This is a genomic window from Candidatus Pelagibacter sp. PS_41 (assembly GCF_059417725.1).
Window position 1 is genome coordinate 278,589 of record NZ_CM182062.1, and the last position, 22,724, is coordinate 301,312.

Below are 22,724 nucleotides of genomic sequence, written 5' to 3' on the forward strand. Positions count from 1 at the left end.
ATTAGTTAACTTCTGCTTGATTTTCTTTTGGTTTGATTTCAGTTTTAAATTGGTTTGATATTTTTTGAACTTCGACAGCTGACACTTTATATTCTGCGCACATTGTTTCTTCATCTTTACCATGACCGGTTACCATATTGACCATATGTTCTGGAAAATGGAATGTTGTGAATACTATGCCTTCTTTAACTTTATCTGTAACCTCTACTTTTAGAGCAACTTCTCCTCGTCCAGAATAAAGTCTTGCTATGTCACCTGTATTTAACTCTCTTTTGTTAGCATCATTTGGGTGAACCAATAATAAGTCTTCAGAAACTATATTGATGTTACTTGTACGTCTTGTCATCGTCGCAGCATTGTAATGTTGTAGAACTCTACTAGTTGTTAAAATTAATGGATATTCTTTTTTATTATTTTCAATTTCTGTAGACTCTTTCCAATCAAAATTTTTAAGACGTCCTTTTCCAAGTTTGAAAGTTTCTTGGTGTAAAATTTGAGTGTCTGTTCCATCTTCTTGAACTGGCCACTGTAATCCCATTTTGCCAAGTCTTTCTCTTGTTACACCTTTAAAGAAAGGAACGACATCAGCTATTTCTGCTAGAACTTGATCAGCGTCGTATTCAGGTTGGTCAAAGCCTAATTTTTGCATCATGTCTGTTACAATTGTTCCATCAGTTTTAGTACCAGATAATGGAGGAACGGCTCGATTAACTCTTTGAATTCTTCTTTCGGTATTAGTAAAGGTTCCATTTTTTTCTAAGAAAGTTGTTCCAGGTAATACTACAGTTGCAAGTTTTGCAGTCTCACTCATAAAAATTTCTTGAACTACTAATAATTCTAATGAGTTCATTGCCTGAACCACATGTGCACTATTTGGATCTGTTTGAACAATATCTTCTCCAATAATCCAGACCGCTTTAACTTCTTTATTAATAGCCCCATCAAACATTTCTGGAATTTTTAATCCTGCTTTGGTCGGGTGAACCACTCCATATTTTTCAGTGTAGAAATTTTGAACTTTTTCATCAGCTACTTCAAAGTAACCAGCTCCTTGATGAGGTTGACAACCCATGTCAGCTGCACCTTGGACATTATTTTGTCCTCTTAATGGGTTAACTCCAACACCTTTTCTACCAATATTTCCAGTAATCATTGCAAGATCGGCAATTAACATGACCGTCTTAGATCCTTGTTCTTGTTCAGTAACTCCTAAACCGTGGAATTCCATAGAGTTTTTAGCTGTCGCATAAGCAATTGCTGCTTCTTTAACTAACTGTTTATCAACACCAGCAACTTTCGCTAGATGATCCATATCTTGTCTTTCAATTTCTTTAATGAAATTTGCAAAACCTTCAGTTCTATCTCTAACAAAATCTTTATCATGAAGGTTTGCTTTTAATATAAAATGTAACATCATATTTAAAACAGCCACATTTGTTCCTGGTCTAAGTTTAATATGATAATCAGCAAGTTTTGCTAATTCAGTAGTAATAGGATCTAAAACTATTAGTTTTTTTCCTTTCATTACTTGTTGTTTAATTTTTGCTCCAGTAACGGGGTGAGCATTTGTAGGATTTGCTCCTATAACCATAAATAAATCTGCGTGATAAATATCTTCTGTAGAATTAGTTGCAGCACCAGTTCCAAAAGTTTGTTGCATTCCCCAAGCTGTTGGTGAATGACAAATTCTTGCACAACAATCAATATTATTAGTTCCAATTGCAGCTCTAATCATTTTTTGAAATACATAATTTTCTTCATTAGTACATCTTGCAGAAGAAATTCCAGCTACAGCATCAGGACCACTTTCTTTTGTAATTCTATTTAATTCTTTTTTAATAAAGTCATATGCTTCATCCCATGAAGCTTCTTCAAATTTTCCATTTCTTTTAATTAAAGGAGTTTTTAACCTATCTGGATGATCGTAAAATCCAAATGCATATCTTCCTTTAATACAAGTGTGACCTGCGTTAACTTCAGATTCTTTAGGGGTAGAAATTGCAACAACTTTATTATCTTTAATTGATGCTTCTAAATTACATCCAACGCCACAGTAAGAGCAAGTAGTTCTAACTTTTTCATCTACAGCAACAGATTTTGATTGGAAAACATCAGAGATAGCATCTGTTGGACAAGTGTGCGCACAAGCACCACAAGATACACAAGACGAATCTCCGAACAAAGCATCGTTATCAGTTGTAATTTTAGATTCAAATCCTCTGCCACTCATTGTTAAAACAAAAGATCCTTGAATTTCGTCACAAGCACGAACACATCTTCCACAGTTAATACAATTGTCTAAATTCATTCTCATATAATCGTGAGATGTATCTTTAGTAATACCCTTGTGTTGCTTTGGACTGTTATATCTATGATCTGATATACCTAAGTCATTTGCAACATCTTGAAGTTCGCAATTATTATTTACTTCACAAGTTCCACATTCCATTGGGTGGTCAGTTAAAACTAGTTCGACAATATTTTTTCTAAGGCTTGTTAACGCTTCATTAGAAGTAAAGATATGTTGATTTTCAACTACTGGCGTATGACAAGAGGCTACAATTTTAGTTGGACCATCTTTTTCTAACGCAACTTCAACCGAACAAACACGACAAGCACCATATGGAGCTAAATTAGGATCATCGCATAAAGTAGGAACTTTTTTTTCACCAAAGTAGCTTTTAACAAATTTTAAAATAGAAGTGTGATTTGCACTTATTTCATGCGGTTTTCCATCTATATAGGCTATTTTTCTTTTTTCAGAGCTCATTAATTTTCCTTGACTATATCATTTTTCATTTCATCACCAAAGTATTTAAGAATATTCATTATTGGGGTAGGGATTGCTCCACAAAGTGCACACAAACAACCTTTTTGCATAGTTACTAGTAATTCATTGAGTAATTTAAGGGGTATTTTAGCAGTACCACTTTTAGCTTGGTCAAACATTTCTTTTCCTCGGTAAGAACCAAGTCTGCCGGGGAAACATTTTCCACAAGATTCTTCTGCTGAAAATTCAAATAAATGATGAATATACTCAACCATTGGAAAATCCTTTGGAATACTAACAACACTAGCATGTCCAAGCATAAAACCTTTTGCTGTAAACTCTTGAAAATCTAAATTTAAATTATCAATCTCACCTAAAGGGATCACACCACCTAAAGGTCCACCAATTTGAAAGGCCTTAACAGGTTTTGTATAACCACCTCCAATTTCATTAAATATTTTACTCATTGGTGTTCCCATATCAATTTCATAAACACCAGGGTTGTTAAAAAAACTATCAAGGCAAACAAGTTTTGTTCCAGCAGATTTTTTATTACCTATTGAAGAAAATTTTTCAGGTCCATTTATTAAAATACCAGCCGCAGCGGCTAATGTTTCAACATTGTTAACTACTGTTGGTTTTTTATATAAACCCTCTGTTACTGGAAAAGGAGGTCTAACATCTACTTCTGCTCTTCTACCTTCAATTGAAGCAATGAGTGCAGTTTCTTCACCACAAATATAAGCACCTTGACCAATACAAATACCAAGATCAAACGAAAAATCTGTTCCCAATATATTTTCACCTAATAAATTTAACTTTTTTAATTCGTTAATACATCCATTGATCGCCTCAATAGATTTTGGATACTCACCTCTTATATATAAAACTCCTTCATCACTACCAATAACCATTCCACAAATGACCATTCCAAAAATAACTTTTAAAGGTTGATCTTCTAATAAATATCTATCTGAGAATGCACCTGAGTCACCTTCGTCAGCATTACAAATGACATATTTTTTATCACCCTTTGCTTTGCTGCAAAAATCCCATTTCATTCCCGTTGGAAATCCCGCTCCACCTCTGCCAGTTAAATTAGAATCCAAAAGAGATTTAATTATTTCTTTTTTGTCAGCTTTTAAAAAGTTATTTAACTGATCTTTAAATTGATCAAAGGAAGAAAGTTTTTCATCCATTAAGAAGCTTGTCGTTGCATAACTTTTTGAAAAAAATTTTTCTTGTTTAATCTCTTCACCATTTAAGATTTGATCTATTTTTTCAATGTCATTACCAGCGTAGTTTTCACCATCATAATGAAAAGCTTTATTTTCATAACAATGTCCTAAACAAAACATTTCGCCAACTTTATCGTCACCCAACTTTTCTTTAAGTGTTTTCTTTAATTGATCTTGAGTGCCAGCACACATACAAGCACTACCATTGCATACAAAAGCCTTCTTTTCTCTGTGGGAAGGTCTTAAAAATTCATAAAAACTCTCAGCACCATGAAGAGTTGAAACACCTAAATTGTGTTGTTTTGCTATATCTTTTATATCTTTAGGATTGTCGCTTAAAAGGTTTTCAGAAAGTTGCTTAAATAAATTATTTTTTAAGCCAATTCTACCCGACAAATTACTAATATTCTTTGACACAATTTCCTTTTTTTTTAAGTTAGCCCACAATAACTTTTTTGGTATTGGTGTAAATATTAAAACTATCACTTTTTACAAAACCAATCAGAGTTATGTTAAATTTATTAGCTAAATCGATTGCAAGACTTGTTGGCGCACCCACCCCAATCATTATACCAATATCATTCATTAAAACTTTCTGAACTAGCTCAAAATTAAGTCTCCCAGAGCAAGTGATGAATTGATCTAAGGGACTTATTTGGCCAGCGAGAAGGGTGCTGCCAATAAGTTTGTCCAAGGCATTATGACGACCCACATCTTCCTTAAGGTCGATTAATTCTCCACTAGCATTAAATAATCCACTCGCATGTATTCCACCAGTTTTACTAAATTCTGACTGATTTTTTCTTAATATTGAGGGCGATTGAATAATTATCTCTTTATTTATCTTTGGCAAATTTAGATCTGTTTTATTTGACTTAATAATTTCTAATGCATCTAAAGAAGATTTTCCACAAACCCCACATGATGAATTTGTTATAAAATCTCTTTTTATTTTTGTGATATCAATGTTTTTTGAGTTATTCACAGTTGCTAAAATTTTATTTTGAATATTATATTGCCCAACTTTTTCACCATAACTCTCAATTGAATCAACATCTTTAATATTGGTAATTATTTGTTCATTAAATAAAAAACCTCGAACTAGATCTTCATCATTTCCAGGTGTTCGCATAGTGATTGATAAAATTTTAGTAATCCAATTATTCTTATCTTTATATTTTATAGAAATTTCTAAAGGTTCTTCTACTGAAACTAAATCATCAATATTTTCAAATTTGTTAAGATTATATTTCAAAACTTTATATTTAGAGCTCATAAATTATTTTAAAGGATAATTTTTTTTTAGAATAAATTTATTAATAATAATTGCTAATAATAAAATTATAATACAGCCTAAGATTATTGGATTAATTAAATATTCATAAGAAGCGCTGCCAATTATAACCATAATAGGATTACCACCTGCTGGAGGATGGACAACATTTAGTAATATCATTAAAAAAACTCCAAAACCAACTGCTAGTGAAATATTGATATAAATAGGTAACGAAATAAAGTTTACAAAAAATACCCCAACAGCCGCAGTTAACAGATGACCAAAAAAAACATTTTTGGGTTGAGCAAAAGGACTTTCTGGAAAACCAAATAATAAAACCATTGAGGAGCCAAATGATCCAGCTAGAAAATATCCCAATGTACTTTTATAAGTGAGTAACGTTAAGACCCCAATTGTTAGTGTAGAAAAGAAACCAGCAATTATTGCTTTTTGTAAAAGAGGTTTGGTAATTTTTATCATTAAGAATTTAAAGCCTTTAAAACTGTTTTTAGGGGTAACAGCAAACATTCTTTTCTTGCTAAATTTTTTTTATCTAGGATTTCTTTAAAATCTCTCCATTCTTTGCTTAATAAAGCTTTAGTACCCTCAAATAAATTGCCACTTAATGAGATAAAAGATTTTATGTCATCGATTTTCTTGTTCTTAATTAGTCTAGAGAGCAAGCTAACGGATGCTTGGCAGTAAACACAAGATTTACATTGATAACCCATATCTATCACAATATCATTTTTGACAATTAAACTGATTTCCATTTCATCTCCACATAAGGGGTTCTTATTTTTAGATTTATGAGTGTAATTACTAACTGCTTTATTATTTTCAGTATGTGCAGCAATTTCTAAAATTCTAAGGTCCATTATATTTCTTTAATTAAAACTTTAATGTTTTATATTTTGTAAATGGATCATAGCAAGATTTTAGGCACAGTTCTAGCGGGAGGGAAATCGGTAAGGTTGGGCATGGATAAATCCCAAGTAAAATTGGCTGATAAGTTATTAATTGATTATATCCTATCTGAAATCATTGAAGAATTTAAAGAAATTCTAATTGTTGCAAACAAATCAATAGATTTTCAAAAATCTAATAAGATTTCGGTTATTGAAGATTTTAAAAAAGATTTAGGACCATTAGGAGGAGTTTTTACTGCAATGAAGTGGATTAAAGATAATAATAAAGATTATCAGTGGGTTTCAACTTTCCCAACAGATTCTCCATTCTTTAAAAATAAGATATTAAAAGACTTTTTTAATGAAATTCACCCCGGAGAAAGTAAATTATTTTTTATCAAATCTAATAATACCAGGCATAATATATTTGGGTTATGGTCTTTAGAATTGATGAATAAGTTAGAGGAAGATTTAAATAAAGGAGAACGTAAAGTAGAGGTTTGGGCAAATAGCGTTGGTGTTAAAGTAATTAATATGGACTTTGAAAAAGATGATCCTTTTTTTAATATTAATACTAAAGAAGATTTAGAAAAAGCTAAAGCAAAGATAGGCAATGATTAGTTATCAAAACTCAAGAAACATTTTAAAAAGAGGAGTCATCAAAATAAAAGATGAAAAGATAAAAAGTATAAACTCATTAAATAGAATATTATCAGAAAATATTTATTCTCCCATTCATTATCCAGCAGGCAACAATGCAGCATTTGATGGTTTTGCAATTAATGCAAAAGACACAAATAATATAAAAAAAGGTATTAAGCAAAAATTCAAAATTATTGGCTCTATTGCAGCAGGAAACAAACCTTTTAAGAAAAAGATTCATAAATACGAAGCAGTAGAAATTATGACAGGTGGAATTATCCCAAAAGGTTTTGATACAATCATTCCAATTGAACAAATTATTTTTTACCCAAGCAATAGTAATAGAAAATATATTTTAGTTAATCAAAAAATAAAAAAATATAACCATGTTAGATTCCAAGGATCAGATTATAAAAAAAAAGAATTAGTGTTAAAGAAAAATAACATCATTAAACCTAATCATTTACTAGCATTTAAGACACTAGGTATTAAAAATATTACTGTAAAAAAGAAAATTAATATTGCATTTTTTTCAACTGGAAATGAAATATCAAATAAAGACAATGTTCCTTTTTGGCAAGTGAGAAATTCTAATGGTCCTTATTTAAATAATTTAAATAACAACTTTCTATTTAATTTTAAAAATGGTGGAATTTTAAGAGATAATCATCAAAAAATTTTTAAATCTAAAATAAATCAAATGTTGAAATCAGATACAGATATTATGATTACTTCAGGAGCGGTGTCAGCAGGCAAATTTGATTTTATACCAAGTGTTATAAATTCATTTAAACTATCTAACTACTTTAAAAATGTTGCCATTAGACCAGGTAAACCAGTATTGTTTGCAAAAATTAAAGGTAAAGAAAAAGTAATTTTTGGGTTACCTGGAAATCCAATTTCATCTGCAGCTTGTTTTAGATTTTTTGTTTATCCCTTTATTGAATATATCTTAAAGCTCGATGCAGAAAAACCATTAAAGGCAATTTTGAAAAATAACTTTGACAAGAAGAAGAATTTTACCAGATTTGTAAAAAGTAAATTAAGTACAACCAAAAATGGAAAAATTGAAGTTGAGGTACTTCAGGGCCAAGAATCTTTTAGAATAAAATCATTTGTTAAGTCAAATAGCTGGTCTTTAATGCCAGCAGGTAAATCTAGATTTAAAAAAGGCGATATTATTGATTGTTTTTTTATTAACACCCCTAATCAAAATATAAGTTAGTTGAAAGCTATTTTGTTGTAGTCCTAATTAATACCTATTAAATAATCTGAACATGGATGAATTAAAAAATGAAAAGATAGCCATACCAGTTGTCTTATTGGCTGGGCTTATTTGGTCTTTTGGACCTTTAGTTGTCAGATACATGGATCAACCCAATCTAGTTCCATGGCAGTATATCTTTACAAGAGGATTAACTATTTTTTTAGTCTTAAATCTTTATCTTTTTTTTGAAGAGGGCAAAGATTTTTATAAAAATTATTTCAAAATTGGTATTTCAGGAGTTGTAGGTGGCACAGGACTTGGTATTGCAATGATTACCTTTATTTATTCAATCACGAATACAAGTGCTGCAGTAACTTTACTTTGTTTAGCGGCAATGCCATTTTTTACAGCTTTATTGGGTTTTTTATTCTTAAAAGAGAAAATTTCTTTAAATGTTTGGATAGCAATTATAATTGCAACTATCGGCATTATAATTATTGCATTTGGAAACACTGAACCAAGTTCTTTACTGGGGCTTATTTTTGGTATGACTTCTTCTATAGGCTTTTCAGTTTTCTCAGTAAGCCTTAGATGGAAAAAAGAAACACCAAAATTTACAACTGTAGCTTTTTCAGGTTTTTTCTGTTTTGCCGTTGCAACAATTGTAATCCTAAGTAATGATATGCAATTTTTATCTTCAAGCTATAATGGTGCTTTGTTTTCTTTGCATGGAACATTAGTTTGTATGGGATTAATTTTATATTCAATAGGCTCTAAAGCTATTCCAGCAGCAGAACTTACCTTGCTATCGTTAACTGAAGTTATAGGTGGAATTTTTTGGGTTTGGATACCAATTTTAGGTATTAATGAGATACCATCAACCAATACTATAATAGGTGGCTTCTTTCTTTTTATGTCTATCATCTATTATAGTTTAACAATTAAATCCAACCGAAGATTTATAGCTTTAAATTAGAAACTTTAGATGGAAAGACCAGATTTTTTTACATTATACAATGGTGATAAAGCAAAACTACCATTCACTGACAAGGAGTATCAAAATAGAGTTAATGGATTAAGAGAAGTAATGAGTAAAAATAATCTTGATATGATTATTTTAACCTCAATGCATAATATTGCTTATTACACTGGATTTATTTATTGTTCATTTGGTAGACCTTATGGCTGCATTGTAACAGCAAATAAAATCTCAACTATTTCTGCTAATATTGATGCTAGTCAACCTTGGAGAAGGTCTCACTGTGATAATGTAATTTATACTGACTGGAAAAGAGATAATTTTCTAAAAGCAATAGTTTCTATAATTGGTAGAGACGAACCGCCAAAAAGTATTGGTATAGAAAATGATCATATAACTATTGATATTAAAGAAAAACTTAACTCTATTTTTACTTTTTCAACTTTTAGTGATGTTTCACAAGACTTAATGAAGCTTAGATTGATTAAATCCAAAGAAGAAATTGAAGTGATTAAAAATGGAGCAAGAATTGCTGATCTTGGAGGAGAAGAAATTGTTAAACATATTAAAGTTGGAGAAAGTGAACTTGAAATAGCAATTGCAGGCCGAGATAGAATGGAGCGAGAAATTGCCAAAACATATCCAGATGCTGAATACATGGATACTTGGGTTTGGTTTCAGTCTGGCTTAAATACTGACGGAGCACACAATCCAAAAACTAATCGAAAATTAAAATCAGGTGATATTTTATCTTTAAATACTTTCCCAATGATTTCAGGTTATTACACAGCACTTGAGAGAACTTTATTTGTAAATGAAATAGACGATGCATCATTGAAAGCCTGGGAAGCTAATATAAAAGTACACAAAAGAGGTTTAGAGTTAATCAAACCAGGAGTTAAATGTTCTGACATCTGTCATGAATTAAATGAATTATTTGCAGAATTAGGTTATCTACAATACCGAACATTTGGCTACGGACATTCTTTTGGAGTTTTATCTCATTTCTATGGAAGAGAGGCAGGACTAGAACTTAGAGAAGATATTGATACGATATTAGAGGAAAATATGGTGGTTTCAATGGAACCAATGATCATGATACCAGAAGGTAATCCTGGTGCAGGAGGATACAGAGAACACGATATTTTAGTTATAGGAAAAGATAGTGCTGAAAATATTACTAAGTTTCCTTTTGGACCAGAACATAATATTATTAAATCCTAAATTATGAGTGATAAGACTATAGTTAGCAGTTGGAACGAATGGGATCCTTTAAAACATGTAATTGTTGGTAAGGCTGATGGCACTTGTATTCCAGCACCAGAACCTGCATTAGATGCAAAGGTTCCAGAAGACAGTGATATGCGAGGTCAGTTTGGACCAAGAACTAAAGATACAGTCGATAAAGCCAATCAATTATTAGATGATTTTTCGAGCATGCTTGAAAAAAGAGGAATTAAAGTCGATAGACCAGACCCAATAGATTTTAATCAAAAAATTTCAACACCAGATTGGCAAGCAGAAACAATGTTTGGCTGTATGCCTCCACGAGATGTTTTGTTAACTATAGGCAGTGAAATTTTAGAGGCGACAATGAGTTATCGATGCAGATGGTTTGAATACCTATGTTACCGACCATTATTACAAAAATATTATAATGATGATCCAAATATGAGACACGAGTCTGCGCCTAAACCAAGGTTAACGGATGCAGATTACAGAAAAGATTATTTATCAGATAAAATTGGTATTCAAAAAAGATTAGAATGGACTGAAGACAAGTTTTTTGTAACAACTGAAGAAGAGCCATTATTTGATGCAGCAGATGTTTTAAGATTTGGTAAAGATTTAGTAGTACAGCATGGATTTACTACTAATCTTAAAGGCATAGATTGGCTTAAAAGGCATTTCAAAAATCACAGAGTACACGCTGTAAATTTTCCAGGTGATCCTTATCCAATTCATATTGATGCAACCTTTACTCCTATTAAAGAAGGATTAATCATTAATAATCCTCAAAGAAGATTGCCAAAAGAACAAAGAAAATTATTTGAAAATAATGGATGGAAAATAATTGATAGTGCTCAGCCGGCACACAATGAACCACCTCCATTATGTTATTCTTCTACTTGGTTATCAATGAATGTATTGGTGCTTGATCCTAAAACAGTGTGTGTTGAAAAAAGTGAAGTATATCAAGCAGAACAATTAGATAAATTAGGAATGGAAGTAATCCCTGTTGATTTAAGAGAGGCATATGCATTTGGTGGAGGTCTCCATTGTTGTACAGCAGATGTTTACCGTGAAGGTGAACTTAAAGATTATTTTCCAAAACAATAATTATGGCAACAATTAAAACAAAAAGAGAGCGAGTTAAATTCGCCTCTGACAATGTCGCAGGAGCTTGTCCTGAAGTTTTAGATGCTTTAATGAAAGCTAACGAAGGAGATAGTGCACCCTATGGCAATGATGATTACTCTAAAGTTTTACAGGAAAAATTTTCTGAAATATTTGAAAAAGAAGTAATTGTTTATCCAACAGCATCAGGCACTGCCGCTAATGCTCTTGCATTATCAACTATGACACCTGTATTTGGTAATATTTATTGTCATAAACTAGCTCATATTAATACTGATGAATGTGGTGCTCCTGAGTTTTATACGGGTGGTGCTAAATTAATCACTTTAACTGGCATTAATGGTAAAATTACTCCTGAAGAATTAGAAAAAAATATTAGTGGAACAGGTATTGTTCATCATACGCAACCCTCATCAGTAAGTGTTACACAAGTATGTGAAACAGGTGAGGTTTATGAATTAGATGAAATTAAAAAAATAACTGATGTAGCACACAAACATAAATTAAATATGCATATGGACGGTGCAAGATTTGCTAATGCGTTAGTTGCTCTTAATTGTACACCCGCAGAAATGACATGGAAGTCAGGAATAGATGTTCTATCTTTCGGTGCTACAAAAAATGGTTGTATCGCAGCAGAAGCAATTATTTTTTTTAAACCAGAGTTAGTGGGTAATATTTCTTTTTTAATGAAGCGAGCGGGGCACCTATTATCTAAAATGCGTTTTGTCTCTGCCCAATTAGATGCATACATTTCAAATGATGTATGGTTAAAAAATGCTAAACAAGCAAATGAAATGGGTAAAAAGCTAAGTGATGGTTTAGTGAAACACAATAGTATAAAACTTGCTTACCCAACACAAGCCAATGAAGTATTTGCAAAATTTCCAAGAGAAATGATTAAACACTTAAATTCACTTGGGTATAAAATGAATGAAGATGAGCTAGATGGCCAAGCAGTTCGTTTAGTTGCTGCATGGAATACTCAAAATTCAGATGTTGAGAGTTTTCTTGAAAGTATAAATCAATCTAAATAAACCTTAGAGAATGAGTTTAACTATTTCATCTCTATATTTTTCCCCAATTAAATCACTGTCTTTTCAAAATATTAAAAAAGCAACTATTAAAAAGCAAATTGGAATTTTACACGATAGAATTTTAGCATTTTCTAGAGGAGTGGACCTGACAAAGGCAAAACAAATAGAGCAAGATCCAACACAAAGAGAACTAATTAATTTTATGACTTTAAAAAATACACCTGCACTTAATAAATATAATTTTGAACTCAAAGATAATTGTATTTATTTATCAGAGGATACAAAAGAGATTATCTGCTCATCAATTGATAGTGAGGAGCAAAGACAAGAGCTTGCTAATAAAATTATTGAGCTTGAAAAAGATTTACCCCAGCCAAGTTATTTGCTTAAAAATGAGGCTTATCCCTTTTATGATACTACAAGTGGTGAAAGTGTGTCGAACACCATCTCACTGATAAATTTAAATAGCATTAAAGATTTTGAGTTAAAGATTAATCAAAAAATTGAGTTTGAGCGTTTTAGAGGAAATATTTATATCAAAGGTTTAAAAGCTTGGAAAGAAAGACAATGGCTTGGAAAAACTATTACAATTAATGGTACTCAATTTAAAGTCTTAAGACATATCCCGAGATGTTCAGCAACGAATTTGAGAATTAATTCAGATGAACAAGATATCAATCTACCTTTAACACTCAGAAGAAATTATAATCATATAGATATGGGGGTTTATTTGCTGCCCTTGGAGGATGGAGAAATTTTTGAAAGAAATGAAGTTTTTTTATCTTAACTTGGATTGTCTTTTAAAAAATTAATATAATCTACAACTTCATCGTACTTAGTGTCTGGAATATCTTTATAACTTGCTTGAAATTTATTTTTTACACACAAGGCAACATGTGCGTAAGGGTTTCTGCCTTTAGGATGATTTGGATGACTGGGAAGTTGTCCTAGTAAATAATCGCCAGCTTCCTGTATCATTTTCCACAGTTTGCTTGCGTTTTCTTTATTCAAGTTTAGTTTTGAGAGGTTTTTTCAATTTTAAAATTTTCTAAAGCTGAAGTAGTTACCTCTGAGTCTTGATTGTTATCTATCTCTTTTTTTGCAAATTCTCTTTCTTTAAACTTCTGTTCTTTTATTAATTCTTCTTGTAATTTTAATTTTTGTTCTTGGTCAAACTTTTCTTCCCATTCTTTCAATTTAATATTTTCAATTTTTTTCTTTAATTCCTCTTGCTCTCTTAATTCTTTTAAAAATTTTTCTTTTTTTCTTCTTTCCTTTAATTCTTTGTTTTTTTGTTCTTCTTCTCTAACTTTTAAATCTAATTCTTTTCTATTTTGCTCTTCTTCTTTAAGCTTAAGCTCTTTTTCTTTTACTCTGAGATCTTTGTCAATTTGACCCAAATCTTCATCTTTTTTAATTAGTCTTTTATTTTCTATTTTAATAGACTCTTCTTTAATCTTTAATTCTTTATCTTTTAAATTTAATTTATTATTTTCCTTTTCAAGTTTTTCTTTTAAAATTTTTAATTCTTTTTGTTCTTTTAAAATCTCATTTTTTTCTTGAAGTTTTTTTAGCTTAATTTCTTTGATTTTTTTCTTTTCTAAGTTTTGTTTATATTTTGAATATGCATTACTTAAAGTATTGGTGGTAATAGAAGCTAGCTTTATTAAGCTAGACTTATTTTTTGAAGATTTAATTTTCTTTTTTTTTTATTTTTTAAAGGCATATTTTAAAAAATTATTTGATCAAAGAAATTATTAATATTCAACTAGATTTATATTAATTTTTTTAAATACTGTCTAAAATGAGTTCAACCTATGATTGCTATTTTATGATTTTTAGTCTCTAAAGTTTACAAATTCTACAGGAAGACCAATATCAATTCCTCTAATGGCCGACATAGCTTCTTGAAGGTCATCTCTTTTTTTTCCTTCAACTCGTAGTTCTTCCCCTTGAATTTTGATTTGAATTTTAAGCTTTAGTTTTTTTATATCAGCTATAATTTTCTTAGCATTTTCTTGGTTAATACCCTCTTTAAGTTCACTAACCTGTCTAATAGATGAACCTGCTGCATTTTCTGAATTTTTTACAACAATTACTCTTGGATCTACTTTTCTTCTAATTAGATGAACTTGCAGCAATTCGTTAACTTGTTTTAACTTCAATTCGTCTGGAGCTAAAGTTGTGATTACTTGGTCCTTTCGCTCAATTGAGATATTAAGTCCTTTAAAATCAAACCGATTACCAATTTCCCTCAAGCAATTTGCTAAAGCATTGTCAAATTCCTGGTGATTAATTTTACTGATTACATCAAATGAAGGCATAACTTTTTAATTGCTTATACAATAATGTATTTTTTAATTTGGGCAATCTCAATTAGCTCTATTTTAATGAAAGACAAATTATATCAATCAAAAAAGATCCAATTCTTGTTTTATCTCAAAAGTCACATAAATTAACATTATATGGAAAATTTAGTTAAAAAATTAGAAGAACAAATTAGCTTTCTCCAACACGAAATATCACAAGTGAGTGAGGAGCTATACTCCCAGCAAAAAGAAATTAAAACTTTAAAACAGGAAATCTTAAATTTAAATAAAAGAATTAATGAGCTTAATGACGGATCAGACGCAAATATTATCACTGATAATAAAAAACCTCCTCATTACTAATTGAAAAAATAATGAATACAGAAGCCTATGACGTAATTATAGTTGGTGCAGGCGCTGCTGGCATGATGAGCGCTATAGAGGCTGGCAAAAGAGGTCGAAAAGTTCTTTTAGTGGATCACTCAAAAAAAATAGGAGAAAAAATTAGAATATCAGGAGGAGGGCGATGTAATTTTACCAACATTCATACAAAGCCTAATAAATTTATTTCTCAAAATCCAAAGTTTGTCATATCGGCATTAAATCAATATACACAAAATGATTTCATCAATTTAATTAAAAAATACAATATAAAATTTCATGAAAAGAAATTAGGACAATTGTTTTGCGATGAAAGTGCACAGCAAATTATTGATATGCTGTTGTTAGAATGTGAAAAAGCGAATGTAGTACTTAAAAAAGAAGTAATTGTTGACGATGTTGGAAAAAAAGATGAAGGGTACTTTATAACCACAAACTCCAATCAATATATTGCAAATTCCTTGATCCTAGCAACGGGCGGTTTATCTATCCCCAAGATTGGTGCTAGTAACTTTGGTTATAAAGTGGCTAAGAAATTTGATCTAGATATTGTTGAGACATTACCAGCGCTAGTTCCTTTAACGTTTAGTGAAAAAATTCTTGCTAAATGTAAAGAGCTTGCAGGCTTATCAGTTGAAGCTGTGGTATCGTTTAAAAAGACATTTTTTGAAGAGGGCATGTTATTTACTCACAGAGGTTTAAGTGGACCCTCTGTATTGCAAATCTCTTCATATTGGAAATTAGGAGATAATATTAATATAAATTTAGCCCCAAAATTAAATCTATTTCAATCATTGGAGAGCAAGAAAAAATTGGAACCAAAAAAAGATATAAATTTAATCATTTCTGAAATTTTACCAAAACGTCTTGCACAAATAATATGTAAAGAGAATGAAGTTAGTGGTAATATTTGTGAATTATCTTCAAAAAAAATTAAACAATTAAGTGATGCTATAAATTCATGGGCAATTAATCCCACTGGTTCAGAAGGATACAGAACAGCAGAAGTTACCTTGGGAGGTGTAAATACTAATGAATTATCTTCAAAGACAATGATGGTTAAGAAACATCCGGGCTTATTCTTTATAGGAGAAGTGGTTGATGTTACTGGTCATTTAGGAGGTTATAATTTTCAATGGGCTTGGTCATCTGGATTTGTTGCTGGGCAATACGCCTAAATAATCTTATTTAGAAATTAGTAACTTGTGTATCTTCAGTTTTTTTAGGTTCATCTATATCTTCTGTACTAGGACTTAATTCTATTCCAACTGGTGTAATAGTTGATGGCATTGCAACGAACTGAGAGTCAGGATTCTCAATAACTTTTCTTATTGTGTTTCTATACAAGCCAAATAAACCAATAAGTATATGAAAAAATATTATAAAAACAAAAAATCCATTTAATCCAACAATATTCATAAAAATTGAACATAAAAACGGACCACTCATAGCGCCCATACCAAACGTAAATTGTAAACTAGCACCCGCTGCAACAAATTGTTCTTTAGGGATAAAGTCATTGGTGTGAGCGAGAATTAAAGAAAACATTGGCAAACTACAGAATGAAAATAAAATTAAGGATAAATAAAACCAAGTTTTATTAGTCGCTAATTCTCCAGGTAAATACATTTGTCTTGAAGCTAGAATTGCACAAAGCGCAAAAAAAGCTGCTCCAAAAGTTGAATAGATGATTACTTTTCTTCTATCAAACATGTCAGAAATTTTACCTATGGGCCATTGAGATACGGCACCAGAAATAGCTAATAAAAAAGTTACAACAGAAATTTGAAAAATTGTAAAATTCATTGATGCTGCGTACACTGCAAGTAATGTAAATAAAGCTGATTGAATGGTTCCATAAAAAAATGAACTAACCATTCCAAAGGGAGATGCAGCATAAACATCTTTTAAACTCATTCCTTTAACTTTTTTAAAGGTGGGGGGCTTCTTTTTAGTTAGTAAAATTGGTACCAGTGCAGCTGATGTAAGTACAGAAATTAAAATAAATGGCTCAAATTTAATTGGATCACTAAAATTTAAAAGAAACATACCAATTCCCATGGCACCATATAAAATAACCATATAGATAGAGAGAATACTACCTCTATTTTTATTAGTCGCTCTATCGTTTAACCAACTTTCAGTTACAGTATAAATTGAGACCATGCTTATTCCAGTGAGTACTCTTAAAATAAACCAGATATAGGGATTAACAAAAATTGAATGCATTAAAACAATAAGTGATGCAATAGATGCAAATGCTGCAAATACTCTAATGTGTCCTACGCTTGCTACAATATTGGGTATAATTTTTGCACCAATGAAATATCCAACAAAATAGCCTGACATCATAAAGCCAGTTGCCATTAAACTAAATTCTTCTGCAACCGCTCTAACGCCTAGCAGAGAGCCTTGAAACCCATAGGCCATCATTAGAAAACCCATGCCCGTAAAAAGTGCCCAAGAATTCTTTAATACTTTATTCATAAATTTGACCGTACATATTTCCCATGTACTTTTAAATCAAGTCTTAAATGTGATTTTATTATGAGTTTTTTAGCTTGATAAATGAGTGAATAGCTATGGCTGTTATGATCACAACTCCACCTTGGATCGTCTCAAGGCTTGGTTGCTCTTTAATAATCAGCCATACCCAAATAGGGCCTATAATGGTCTCAAGTAAGAAAAATAAATTAACCTCAGCCGCAGGTATAAATCTTGGAGCAATCGTAACCAGCACAAAAGGGATTGCCACACATAAAATACACATTAAAGGTACTATAATTTGATCATTGCCATCTAGAGCAAAGGTTTCGATAAACATTAGAGCAAATAAAGCCACAATTAACTTACCAACTACTGCCGCAGGTATTAAATTTTTATCTTTTGCAGCTCTAATAGTAACTGCGCCAACTGCCAATCCTAGAGCAGTTATAAGACCTAAAATATCGCCAAAAATATTACCCAACTGAATAGAGTCGTAAAATATATAAATTGCAGCCATAAAGGTTACAAAAATTGCAATCCAAGTTTTACGATCAGGCATTTCTTTTAAAAAAATACCTCCTAAGACCGCAGATAACATGGGTGCCATTGCAATCATGACTAAAGTATTAGCAACATTAGTATTTTGTATAGAGACCACAAAGGTAATATTGGTAACGGAGAATGTCGCTATGTAAAGTAAACCATAATAACCACTAGCAAAAAGCATTTTAAAAAAGTTAATTCTATAGATTATTAACATTCCTAAAAAAACAGTAACAAAAGGAATTAATCCTCGATAAAATACTAAGCCCCAAGTATCAACATTAGAAAGCCGAATAAATAAGCTATCGGGGGTGATAAACATTACTGCAACAAACGCAAGTAATGAACCTTTTTGTTGATCGGTTAAATTTTTCAAGCTTTTAATCCTTTCCAAAAAACTTTAGCAAGATTTATATTGGTCAGGTCATAATAAGTTTTTAAACCTGTCGGAGAAGTTACATTAATATCTCCATTTAATTTTTGATCGATAAAATCAATACCAGAAAAATAGACATTATTTTTCTTAAGGTCTTTTGCAATTATAGTTGAAATTTTCTTTTCAATCTGTGTTAGTTTAATTGAAATAGGAACTGCACCTTTGCTCATATTGCTTAAGAATGAGCCTTTTTTAGGAACTCTAGAAATGGCACCAGAAATTTTACCATTGATAATAAAAACTCTTTTGTCACCAAACTTAATTTTAGATAAAAATTTTTGACACATAATATGCCCGTGTTTTTTTATAAAATTTTCAACCAATTTTTTATTAAGCTCACCCTTGATAAGATGAATATCATTTCCACTAAAACTATGTATGGGTTTAATAATCATTTCTTTATATTTTTTAAAAAATTTATAAACTTCCTGAAGGTCTCTAGTAAAAATAGTTGCTGGCATAAATTTTTGAAATTTTGCTGAATATAATTTTTCAGAAACATTTCTAACTGACGTTGGATTATTAATAACCTTAACTTTATTTTTTATTTTATCTAAGATGTAGGTTGTAGTGATGTATTCTAAGTTAAAAGGAGGGTCTTGACGTATTAAGATATATTTACACTTTGAAAGATCTAAAGTTTGTTTACTTTTAATCTTAAAAAAATTTTTATTTGTATAATTAAATTCTATAAAAAAACCCTTAGCTAAAACCTTATCATTGATAATAGATAGATCCTTAGGGTCATAATGGAATATCTTATAATTTAATCTTTGAGCCTCTACCGCTAAAAATACACTTGTATCACTTTTTGGATTTAATTTTGAGGGATGGTTAGCTTGAATACCAACTATATTACTTGTCATATAAGTCATTTAAATTTTCATTTTTAGAAAATTTATTTATCATATGATCTGCGTTTGTTGTCTTATTATCAATTAATTTATCTAGGTGATTTAAAAATTTCACTTCACTTTCTCCAGATTTACTTAAAACATCTCTTGTTTTAAGACCTTTTTTAGAAATCCTAAGTAAAATTGAAGACCAGTAAAGTAAATCTTTACCCATTAATTCTGTATTAAAACCTTTTTTTGGAGCCTCAAGGTAGGCATTAATAATTTTGTTTTTATCCCACTTAGAAATTAAATCATATGCTTCATCTAAATTACCATACAAAATTCCAGTGTTAAAAGCTGGACCTGAACATAAGCAGTCCCACCCACAAGTGTCCATTGATCTTAATTCAATATATTTTTTTAATCTATTTTCAGTAAAGATTGTACTCAAGTGTGTTGTTAGATCATCTTCAGTAGGAACTCTGTTATTGATCTCTTTAATTTTGCCATCCATAAAATCTTGAAAGGAATAATTGTTTCCAGATAAGTACTCTTTATTGTCTTGAATAAATAAAAGAGGAAAATTTATTGCAAAGTCAGCATATTTTTCAAAGTTCATGTTATCAAAAAAAACTTTAGGCAATCCACCTCTAGAGGTCTCTTGCCAAACTTTTGATCTATAAGACATGTAACCACTATTTTTTTTTTCAACAATGGATGAGTTTGCAAAAAGGGCAATAGATATAGGAACTATTGAATTTATAACCTTAAATTTTTTAATAAAATCTTTTTCTGAATCGTAATCTAGATTTAACTGAGTACCACAAGTTCTATACATCATATCTAAACTTAAGGGCCCACCATTTGGCATATCATTAGTCATTACTATATATCTTTGTTTTGGATTGTTTGGCACCTCTGCTCGCGTTGATATTGGATCAAAACCTGAGCTTACAATTTTTAAATCAAATTTTTTAGTAACCTGTTGTAATTCAAATAAATAGTCATGAGATTCTGCACAAGCCTCATGAATGTTATTAAGTTTATCACCTGATAGCTCAATTTGATTTCCAGGCTCAAGAGTAATACTTTTTCCTTGTTTTTGAAGGCCAATAATATTTTGCTTTTCCATAATAGGCTGCCAACCAAATTCAGTTAAAGCTGAAAACATTTTAAGTATAGTGGGGTAGTCGATACGTTTATTTGTTTTTTGATCAAATAAAAATTTTTCATGTTCAATTCCGATTTTAAAGCTCCTAACCTCTTTAATACCGGACTTGAAATAATTAATGATATTTTCTTTATGAGTGATCATATTTTATATATAGAAATTTAATTATTTGATGCTGTGCTTAAAAGAGATAGTTGTGTAATTTTATCATCACCCAAAATATCGATTGGTTTAACAGGATATTCACCTGTAAAATAATGATCTGTAAGTTGTGGATAAATTTCGTCTCTTTTTTCAAATCCCATCGCTCTATACAAACCTTCAATTGATAAAAAGTCTAAAGATTTAGCACCAATGAATTCACAAATTTCATCATTAGTTTTATTAGCCGCTAATAATTCTTTTTTAGTTGGAGTATCGACTCCATAAAAATCAGGATATTTAATTTCTGGGCAAGCAATTTTTACATGAACTTCTTTAGCTCCCGCATCATATAACATCTTAACAATTTTGTGAGAGGTCGTTCCTCTTACTAACGAGTCATCTATTAAAATAATTCTTTTGTCTTTAATCGTAGATTGATTAGCATTTAATTTTAATTTAACCCCAAGACTTCTAATTTTTTGACTAGGTTCAATAAAAGTTCTACCAACATAATGATTTCTAATTAAGCCTAATTCAAAATTTATCCCTAAATGTTGAGCAAACCCAAGAGCTGCTGAATTTCCAGAATCTGGAACAGGCACCACTATATCTGCTTCAATTTTATTTTCTTTTGCAAGTTCAATACCAAACTTTTTTCTATACTCATAAGCTGATTTACCATTTAGTAAACTATCTGGCCTTGCAAAATAAATATATTCAAAAACACAAGGGCGAACTTTTCTAGGAGGAAAAGGTTTAATACTTTTTAATTCGTTTTCTTCAACATAAACCACTTCACCATTTTCAACATCTCTAATATATTTTGCGCCAATAATATCTAGCGCACAAGTTTCAGATGCAAATACAAAACTATTCTTAATTTTACCAATCACCAATGGTCTTATTCCATGAGGATCCCTAACACCGATTAAAGTATTTTGGGTAAGCATAACTAAAGCATAACCACCTTGAATTTGAAAAATTGCGTCAATAATTTTATCAATAGTTTTATTACGCTTTGATTTTGCAATGAGTTGAACAATAGTTTCAGTATCAGATGTCGTATGAAAAATTGCACCATCTTCAACCAATTTATTTCTTAGGGTAATGGAGTTGGTTAAATTCCCATTATGCGCAACACCTATGCCTCCTGCATTAGTGTCAGCAAAGAAAGGCTGAATATTTCTTAAAGTATTTTCACCAGTTGTACTGTATCGATTATGACCAATAGCATAGTTACCCGGTAGACTATTTAATACTTTTTCTTTATTGAAATTATCACCCACCAAACCAAATCTTTTTTCAGAATGATATTTTTTGCCATCAAAAGTGACAATTCCACAACCTTCTTGACCTCTATGCTGTAGAGCATGTAAGCCTAAGGCAGTAAGTGCAGCAGAATCTTCACTATTGCTGACGCCAAAAACTCCACACTCTTCTTTTAATTTTGGATTATATATCTTCAATTTTTTCTTTAGAATTTTGGTAACTTTTTTCATTTGGAAATTCTTTTACTAGATAATTACTACCTTTTTCAATGTATGGAAAGGTGTATGATTTATCAATGTTAATTGGCCATTTGTTATAATTATAAACAATATCTATGGCTGTGAATAAGCAAACACAGATTATATAGCTTCTAATAAAACCAAAAAATAAACCAAAAATAGAATCGAGTCTTCCTAGTCCAACAAACTTAATAGTTTTACTGATTGTTCTATTGGCAATTAAGATAATGAATATAACCAAAACAAAAATAACAACTCCAAGGGTTACATCAAGCACATACTCACTATCAATTATGTTTTTAAAATAGGGTTTAATTCTTGGAAATAAGATTAAAGTGACCACATAAGCCAATAACCATTTTGAAGCTGACAACAAACTTAAAACAAAACCCTTACTGTAACATTTGATGACAGACATTATTGTTAAAATTAAATAGATGAGATCAATTAAAGAGATTGTTTCATAAAAATCTTTTAAAACATCCAACATAACT

23 protein-coding genes are annotated in these 22,724 nt (G+C 30.6%); 9 read left to right on the forward strand and 14 right to left on the reverse strand.

Features of this window, described 5'->3' with window-relative positions; genetic code table 11:
* Position 1 precedes the first annotated feature (1 nt).
* The 5 genes from fdhF to AC5SL8_RS01490 are packed head-to-tail and all read right to left on the reverse strand — an operon-like array spanning position 2 to position 6,162.
* Positions 2–2,770 carry a formate dehydrogenase subunit alpha gene (gene fdhF, locus AC5SL8_RS01470; RefSeq protein WP_494580285.1) on the reverse strand — a complete coding sequence of 923 codons (2,769 nt, stop codon included), beginning with the start codon at positions 2,768–2,770 and terminating at the stop codon, positions 2–4.
* The gene (locus AC5SL8_RS01475; RefSeq protein ID WP_494580287.1) at positions 2,770–4,425 is read right to left on the reverse strand and encodes an NADH-ubiquinone oxidoreductase-F iron-sulfur binding region domain-containing protein; all 1,656 of its coding nucleotides are present in this window, start codon (positions 4,423–4,425) and stop codon (positions 2,770–2,772) included. Before AC5SL8_RS01475 ends, fdhF begins: the two co-directional genes overlap by 1 nt.
* Positions 4,426–4,444: 19 nt before the next feature.
* Positions 4,445–5,284 (reverse strand): formate dehydrogenase accessory sulfurtransferase FdhD, encoded by an 840-nt coding sequence (gene fdhD / locus AC5SL8_RS01480; protein ID WP_494580289.1) that lies wholly within the window; start codon positions 5,282–5,284, stop codon positions 4,445–4,447.
* 3 nt (positions 5,285–5,287) lie between these two features.
* Positions 5,288–5,764: an HPP family protein gene (locus AC5SL8_RS01485; protein WP_494580291.1), complete on the reverse strand. Its 477-nt coding sequence runs from the start codon at positions 5,762–5,764 to the stop codon at positions 5,288–5,290.
* Positions 5,764–6,162 (reverse strand): iron-sulfur cluster assembly scaffold protein, encoded by a 399-nt coding sequence (locus AC5SL8_RS01490; RefSeq protein ID WP_271517159.1) that lies wholly within the window; start codon positions 6,160–6,162, stop codon positions 5,764–5,766. The genes AC5SL8_RS01485 and AC5SL8_RS01490 overlap by 1 nt, the downstream gene beginning before the upstream one ends.
* A gap of 42 nt (positions 6,163–6,204) precedes the next feature.
* Here AC5SL8_RS01490 and AC5SL8_RS01495 point away from each other — a divergent pair, with 42 nt between their 5' ends.
* Genes AC5SL8_RS01495 through AC5SL8_RS01525 form a run of 7 tightly spaced genes read left to right on the forward strand, consistent with a single transcriptional unit; the run spans position 6,205 to position 13,202 of the window.
* Positions 6,205–6,813 carry a molybdenum cofactor guanylyltransferase gene (locus tag AC5SL8_RS01495; RefSeq protein WP_494580293.1) on the forward strand — a complete coding sequence of 203 codons (609 nt, stop codon included), beginning with the start codon at positions 6,205–6,207 and terminating at the stop codon, positions 6,811–6,813.
* Positions 6,806–8,059, forward strand: a complete 1,254-nt coding sequence (locus AC5SL8_RS01500; RefSeq protein WP_494580295.1) for a molybdopterin molybdotransferase MoeA — start codon at positions 6,806–6,808, stop codon at positions 8,057–8,059. The genes AC5SL8_RS01495 and AC5SL8_RS01500 overlap by 8 nt, the downstream gene beginning before the upstream one ends.
* Before the next feature lie 52 nt (positions 8,060–8,111).
* Positions 8,112–9,017 (forward strand): DMT family transporter, encoded by a 906-nt coding sequence (locus AC5SL8_RS01505; RefSeq protein WP_494580297.1) that lies wholly within the window; start codon positions 8,112–8,114, stop codon positions 9,015–9,017.
* A gap of 9 nt (positions 9,018–9,026) precedes the next feature.
* Complete coding sequence (locus AC5SL8_RS01510) at positions 9,027–10,244, forward strand: aminopeptidase P family protein (protein WP_494580299.1); 1,218 nt, start codon at positions 9,027–9,029, stop codon at positions 10,242–10,244.
* Positions 10,245–10,247: 3 nt separating this feature from the next.
* Positions 10,248–11,360, forward strand: coding sequence for a serine/threonine protein kinase (locus AC5SL8_RS01515; RefSeq protein WP_494580301.1), 1,113 nt, complete (start codon positions 10,248–10,250; stop codon positions 11,358–11,360).
* Positions 11,361–11,362: 2 nt separating this feature from the next.
* Positions 11,363–12,415: a threonine aldolase family protein gene (locus AC5SL8_RS01520; protein ID WP_494580303.1), complete on the forward strand. Its 1,053-nt coding sequence runs from the start codon at positions 11,363–11,365 to the stop codon at positions 12,413–12,415.
* 10 nt (positions 12,416–12,425) lie between these two features.
* Positions 12,426–13,202 (forward strand): MOSC domain-containing protein, encoded by a 777-nt coding sequence (locus AC5SL8_RS01525; protein ID WP_494580305.1) that lies wholly within the window; start codon positions 12,426–12,428, stop codon positions 13,200–13,202.
* Here AC5SL8_RS01525 and AC5SL8_RS01530 read toward each other — a convergent pair.
* The 3 genes from AC5SL8_RS01530 to AC5SL8_RS01540 all read right to left on the reverse strand — a co-directional run bounded on the left by AC5SL8_RS01530 (position 13,199) and on the right by AC5SL8_RS01540 (position 14,739).
* Entirely contained in the window at positions 13,199–13,426 is a 228-nt protein-coding gene (locus AC5SL8_RS01530; RefSeq protein WP_494572769.1) for a hypothetical protein, read from the reverse strand. The genes AC5SL8_RS01525 and AC5SL8_RS01530 overlap by 4 nt on opposite strands.
* 2 nt (positions 13,427–13,428) lie before the next feature.
* Positions 13,429–13,815, reverse strand: a complete 387-nt coding sequence (locus AC5SL8_RS01535; RefSeq protein WP_494580307.1) for a hypothetical protein — start codon at positions 13,813–13,815, stop codon at positions 13,429–13,431.
* Positions 13,816–14,253: 438 nt separating this feature from the next.
* The gene (locus AC5SL8_RS01540) at positions 14,254–14,739 is read right to left on the reverse strand and encodes a YajQ family cyclic di-GMP-binding protein (protein WP_494580308.1); all 486 of its coding nucleotides are present in this window, start codon (positions 14,737–14,739) and stop codon (positions 14,254–14,256) included.
* Between the two features lie 141 nt (positions 14,740–14,880).
* On the opposite strand from AC5SL8_RS01540, the gene AC5SL8_RS01545 reads away from it, so the two are divergent.
* Positions 14,881–15,087 (forward strand): SlyX family protein, encoded by a 207-nt coding sequence (locus tag AC5SL8_RS01545; RefSeq protein WP_494580310.1) that lies wholly within the window; start codon positions 14,881–14,883, stop codon positions 15,085–15,087.
* Positions 15,088–15,098: 11 nt separating this feature from the next.
* Positions 15,099–16,283 carry a BaiN/RdsA family NAD(P)/FAD-dependent oxidoreductase gene (locus tag AC5SL8_RS01550; RefSeq protein WP_494580312.1) on the forward strand — a complete coding sequence of 395 codons (1,185 nt, stop codon included), beginning with the start codon at positions 15,099–15,101 and terminating at the stop codon, positions 16,281–16,283.
* Positions 16,284–16,293: 10 nt separating this feature from the next.
* On the opposite strand, the gene AC5SL8_RS01555 is transcribed toward AC5SL8_RS01550, so the two are convergent.
* From AC5SL8_RS01555 to AC5SL8_RS01580, 6 genes are read right to left on the reverse strand one after another with little or no spacing between them, the layout of a single operon-like run.
* Positions 16,294–17,592: an MFS transporter gene (locus tag AC5SL8_RS01555; protein ID WP_494572762.1), complete on the reverse strand. Its 1,299-nt coding sequence runs from the start codon at positions 17,590–17,592 to the stop codon at positions 16,294–16,296.
* A gap of 58 nt (positions 17,593–17,650) precedes the next feature.
* On the reverse strand, positions 17,651–18,511 hold the full coding sequence (locus AC5SL8_RS01560; protein WP_494580313.1) for a DMT family transporter: 861 nt from the start codon (positions 18,509–18,511) through the stop codon (positions 17,651–17,653).
* The gene (gene gshB, locus AC5SL8_RS01565) at positions 18,508–19,437 is read right to left on the reverse strand and encodes a glutathione synthase (RefSeq protein WP_494580314.1); all 930 of its coding nucleotides are present in this window, start codon (positions 19,435–19,437) and stop codon (positions 18,508–18,510) included. The genes AC5SL8_RS01560 and gshB overlap by 4 nt, the downstream gene beginning before the upstream one ends.
* On the reverse strand, positions 19,427–20,722 hold the full coding sequence (locus tag AC5SL8_RS01570) for a glutamate--cysteine ligase (protein ID WP_494580316.1): 1,296 nt from the start codon (positions 20,720–20,722) through the stop codon (positions 19,427–19,429). The genes gshB and AC5SL8_RS01570 overlap by 11 nt, the downstream gene beginning before the upstream one ends.
* Before the next feature lie 17 nt (positions 20,723–20,739).
* The gene (gene purF / locus AC5SL8_RS01575) at positions 20,740–22,221 is read right to left on the reverse strand and encodes an amidophosphoribosyltransferase (RefSeq protein ID WP_494580318.1); all 1,482 of its coding nucleotides are present in this window, start codon (positions 22,219–22,221) and stop codon (positions 20,740–20,742) included.
* Entirely contained in the window at positions 22,175–22,720 is a 546-nt protein-coding gene (locus AC5SL8_RS01580) for a CvpA family protein (protein ID WP_494580320.1), read from the reverse strand. The genes purF and AC5SL8_RS01580 overlap by 47 nt, the downstream gene beginning before the upstream one ends.
* Positions 22,721–22,724: the final 4 nt, after the last annotated feature.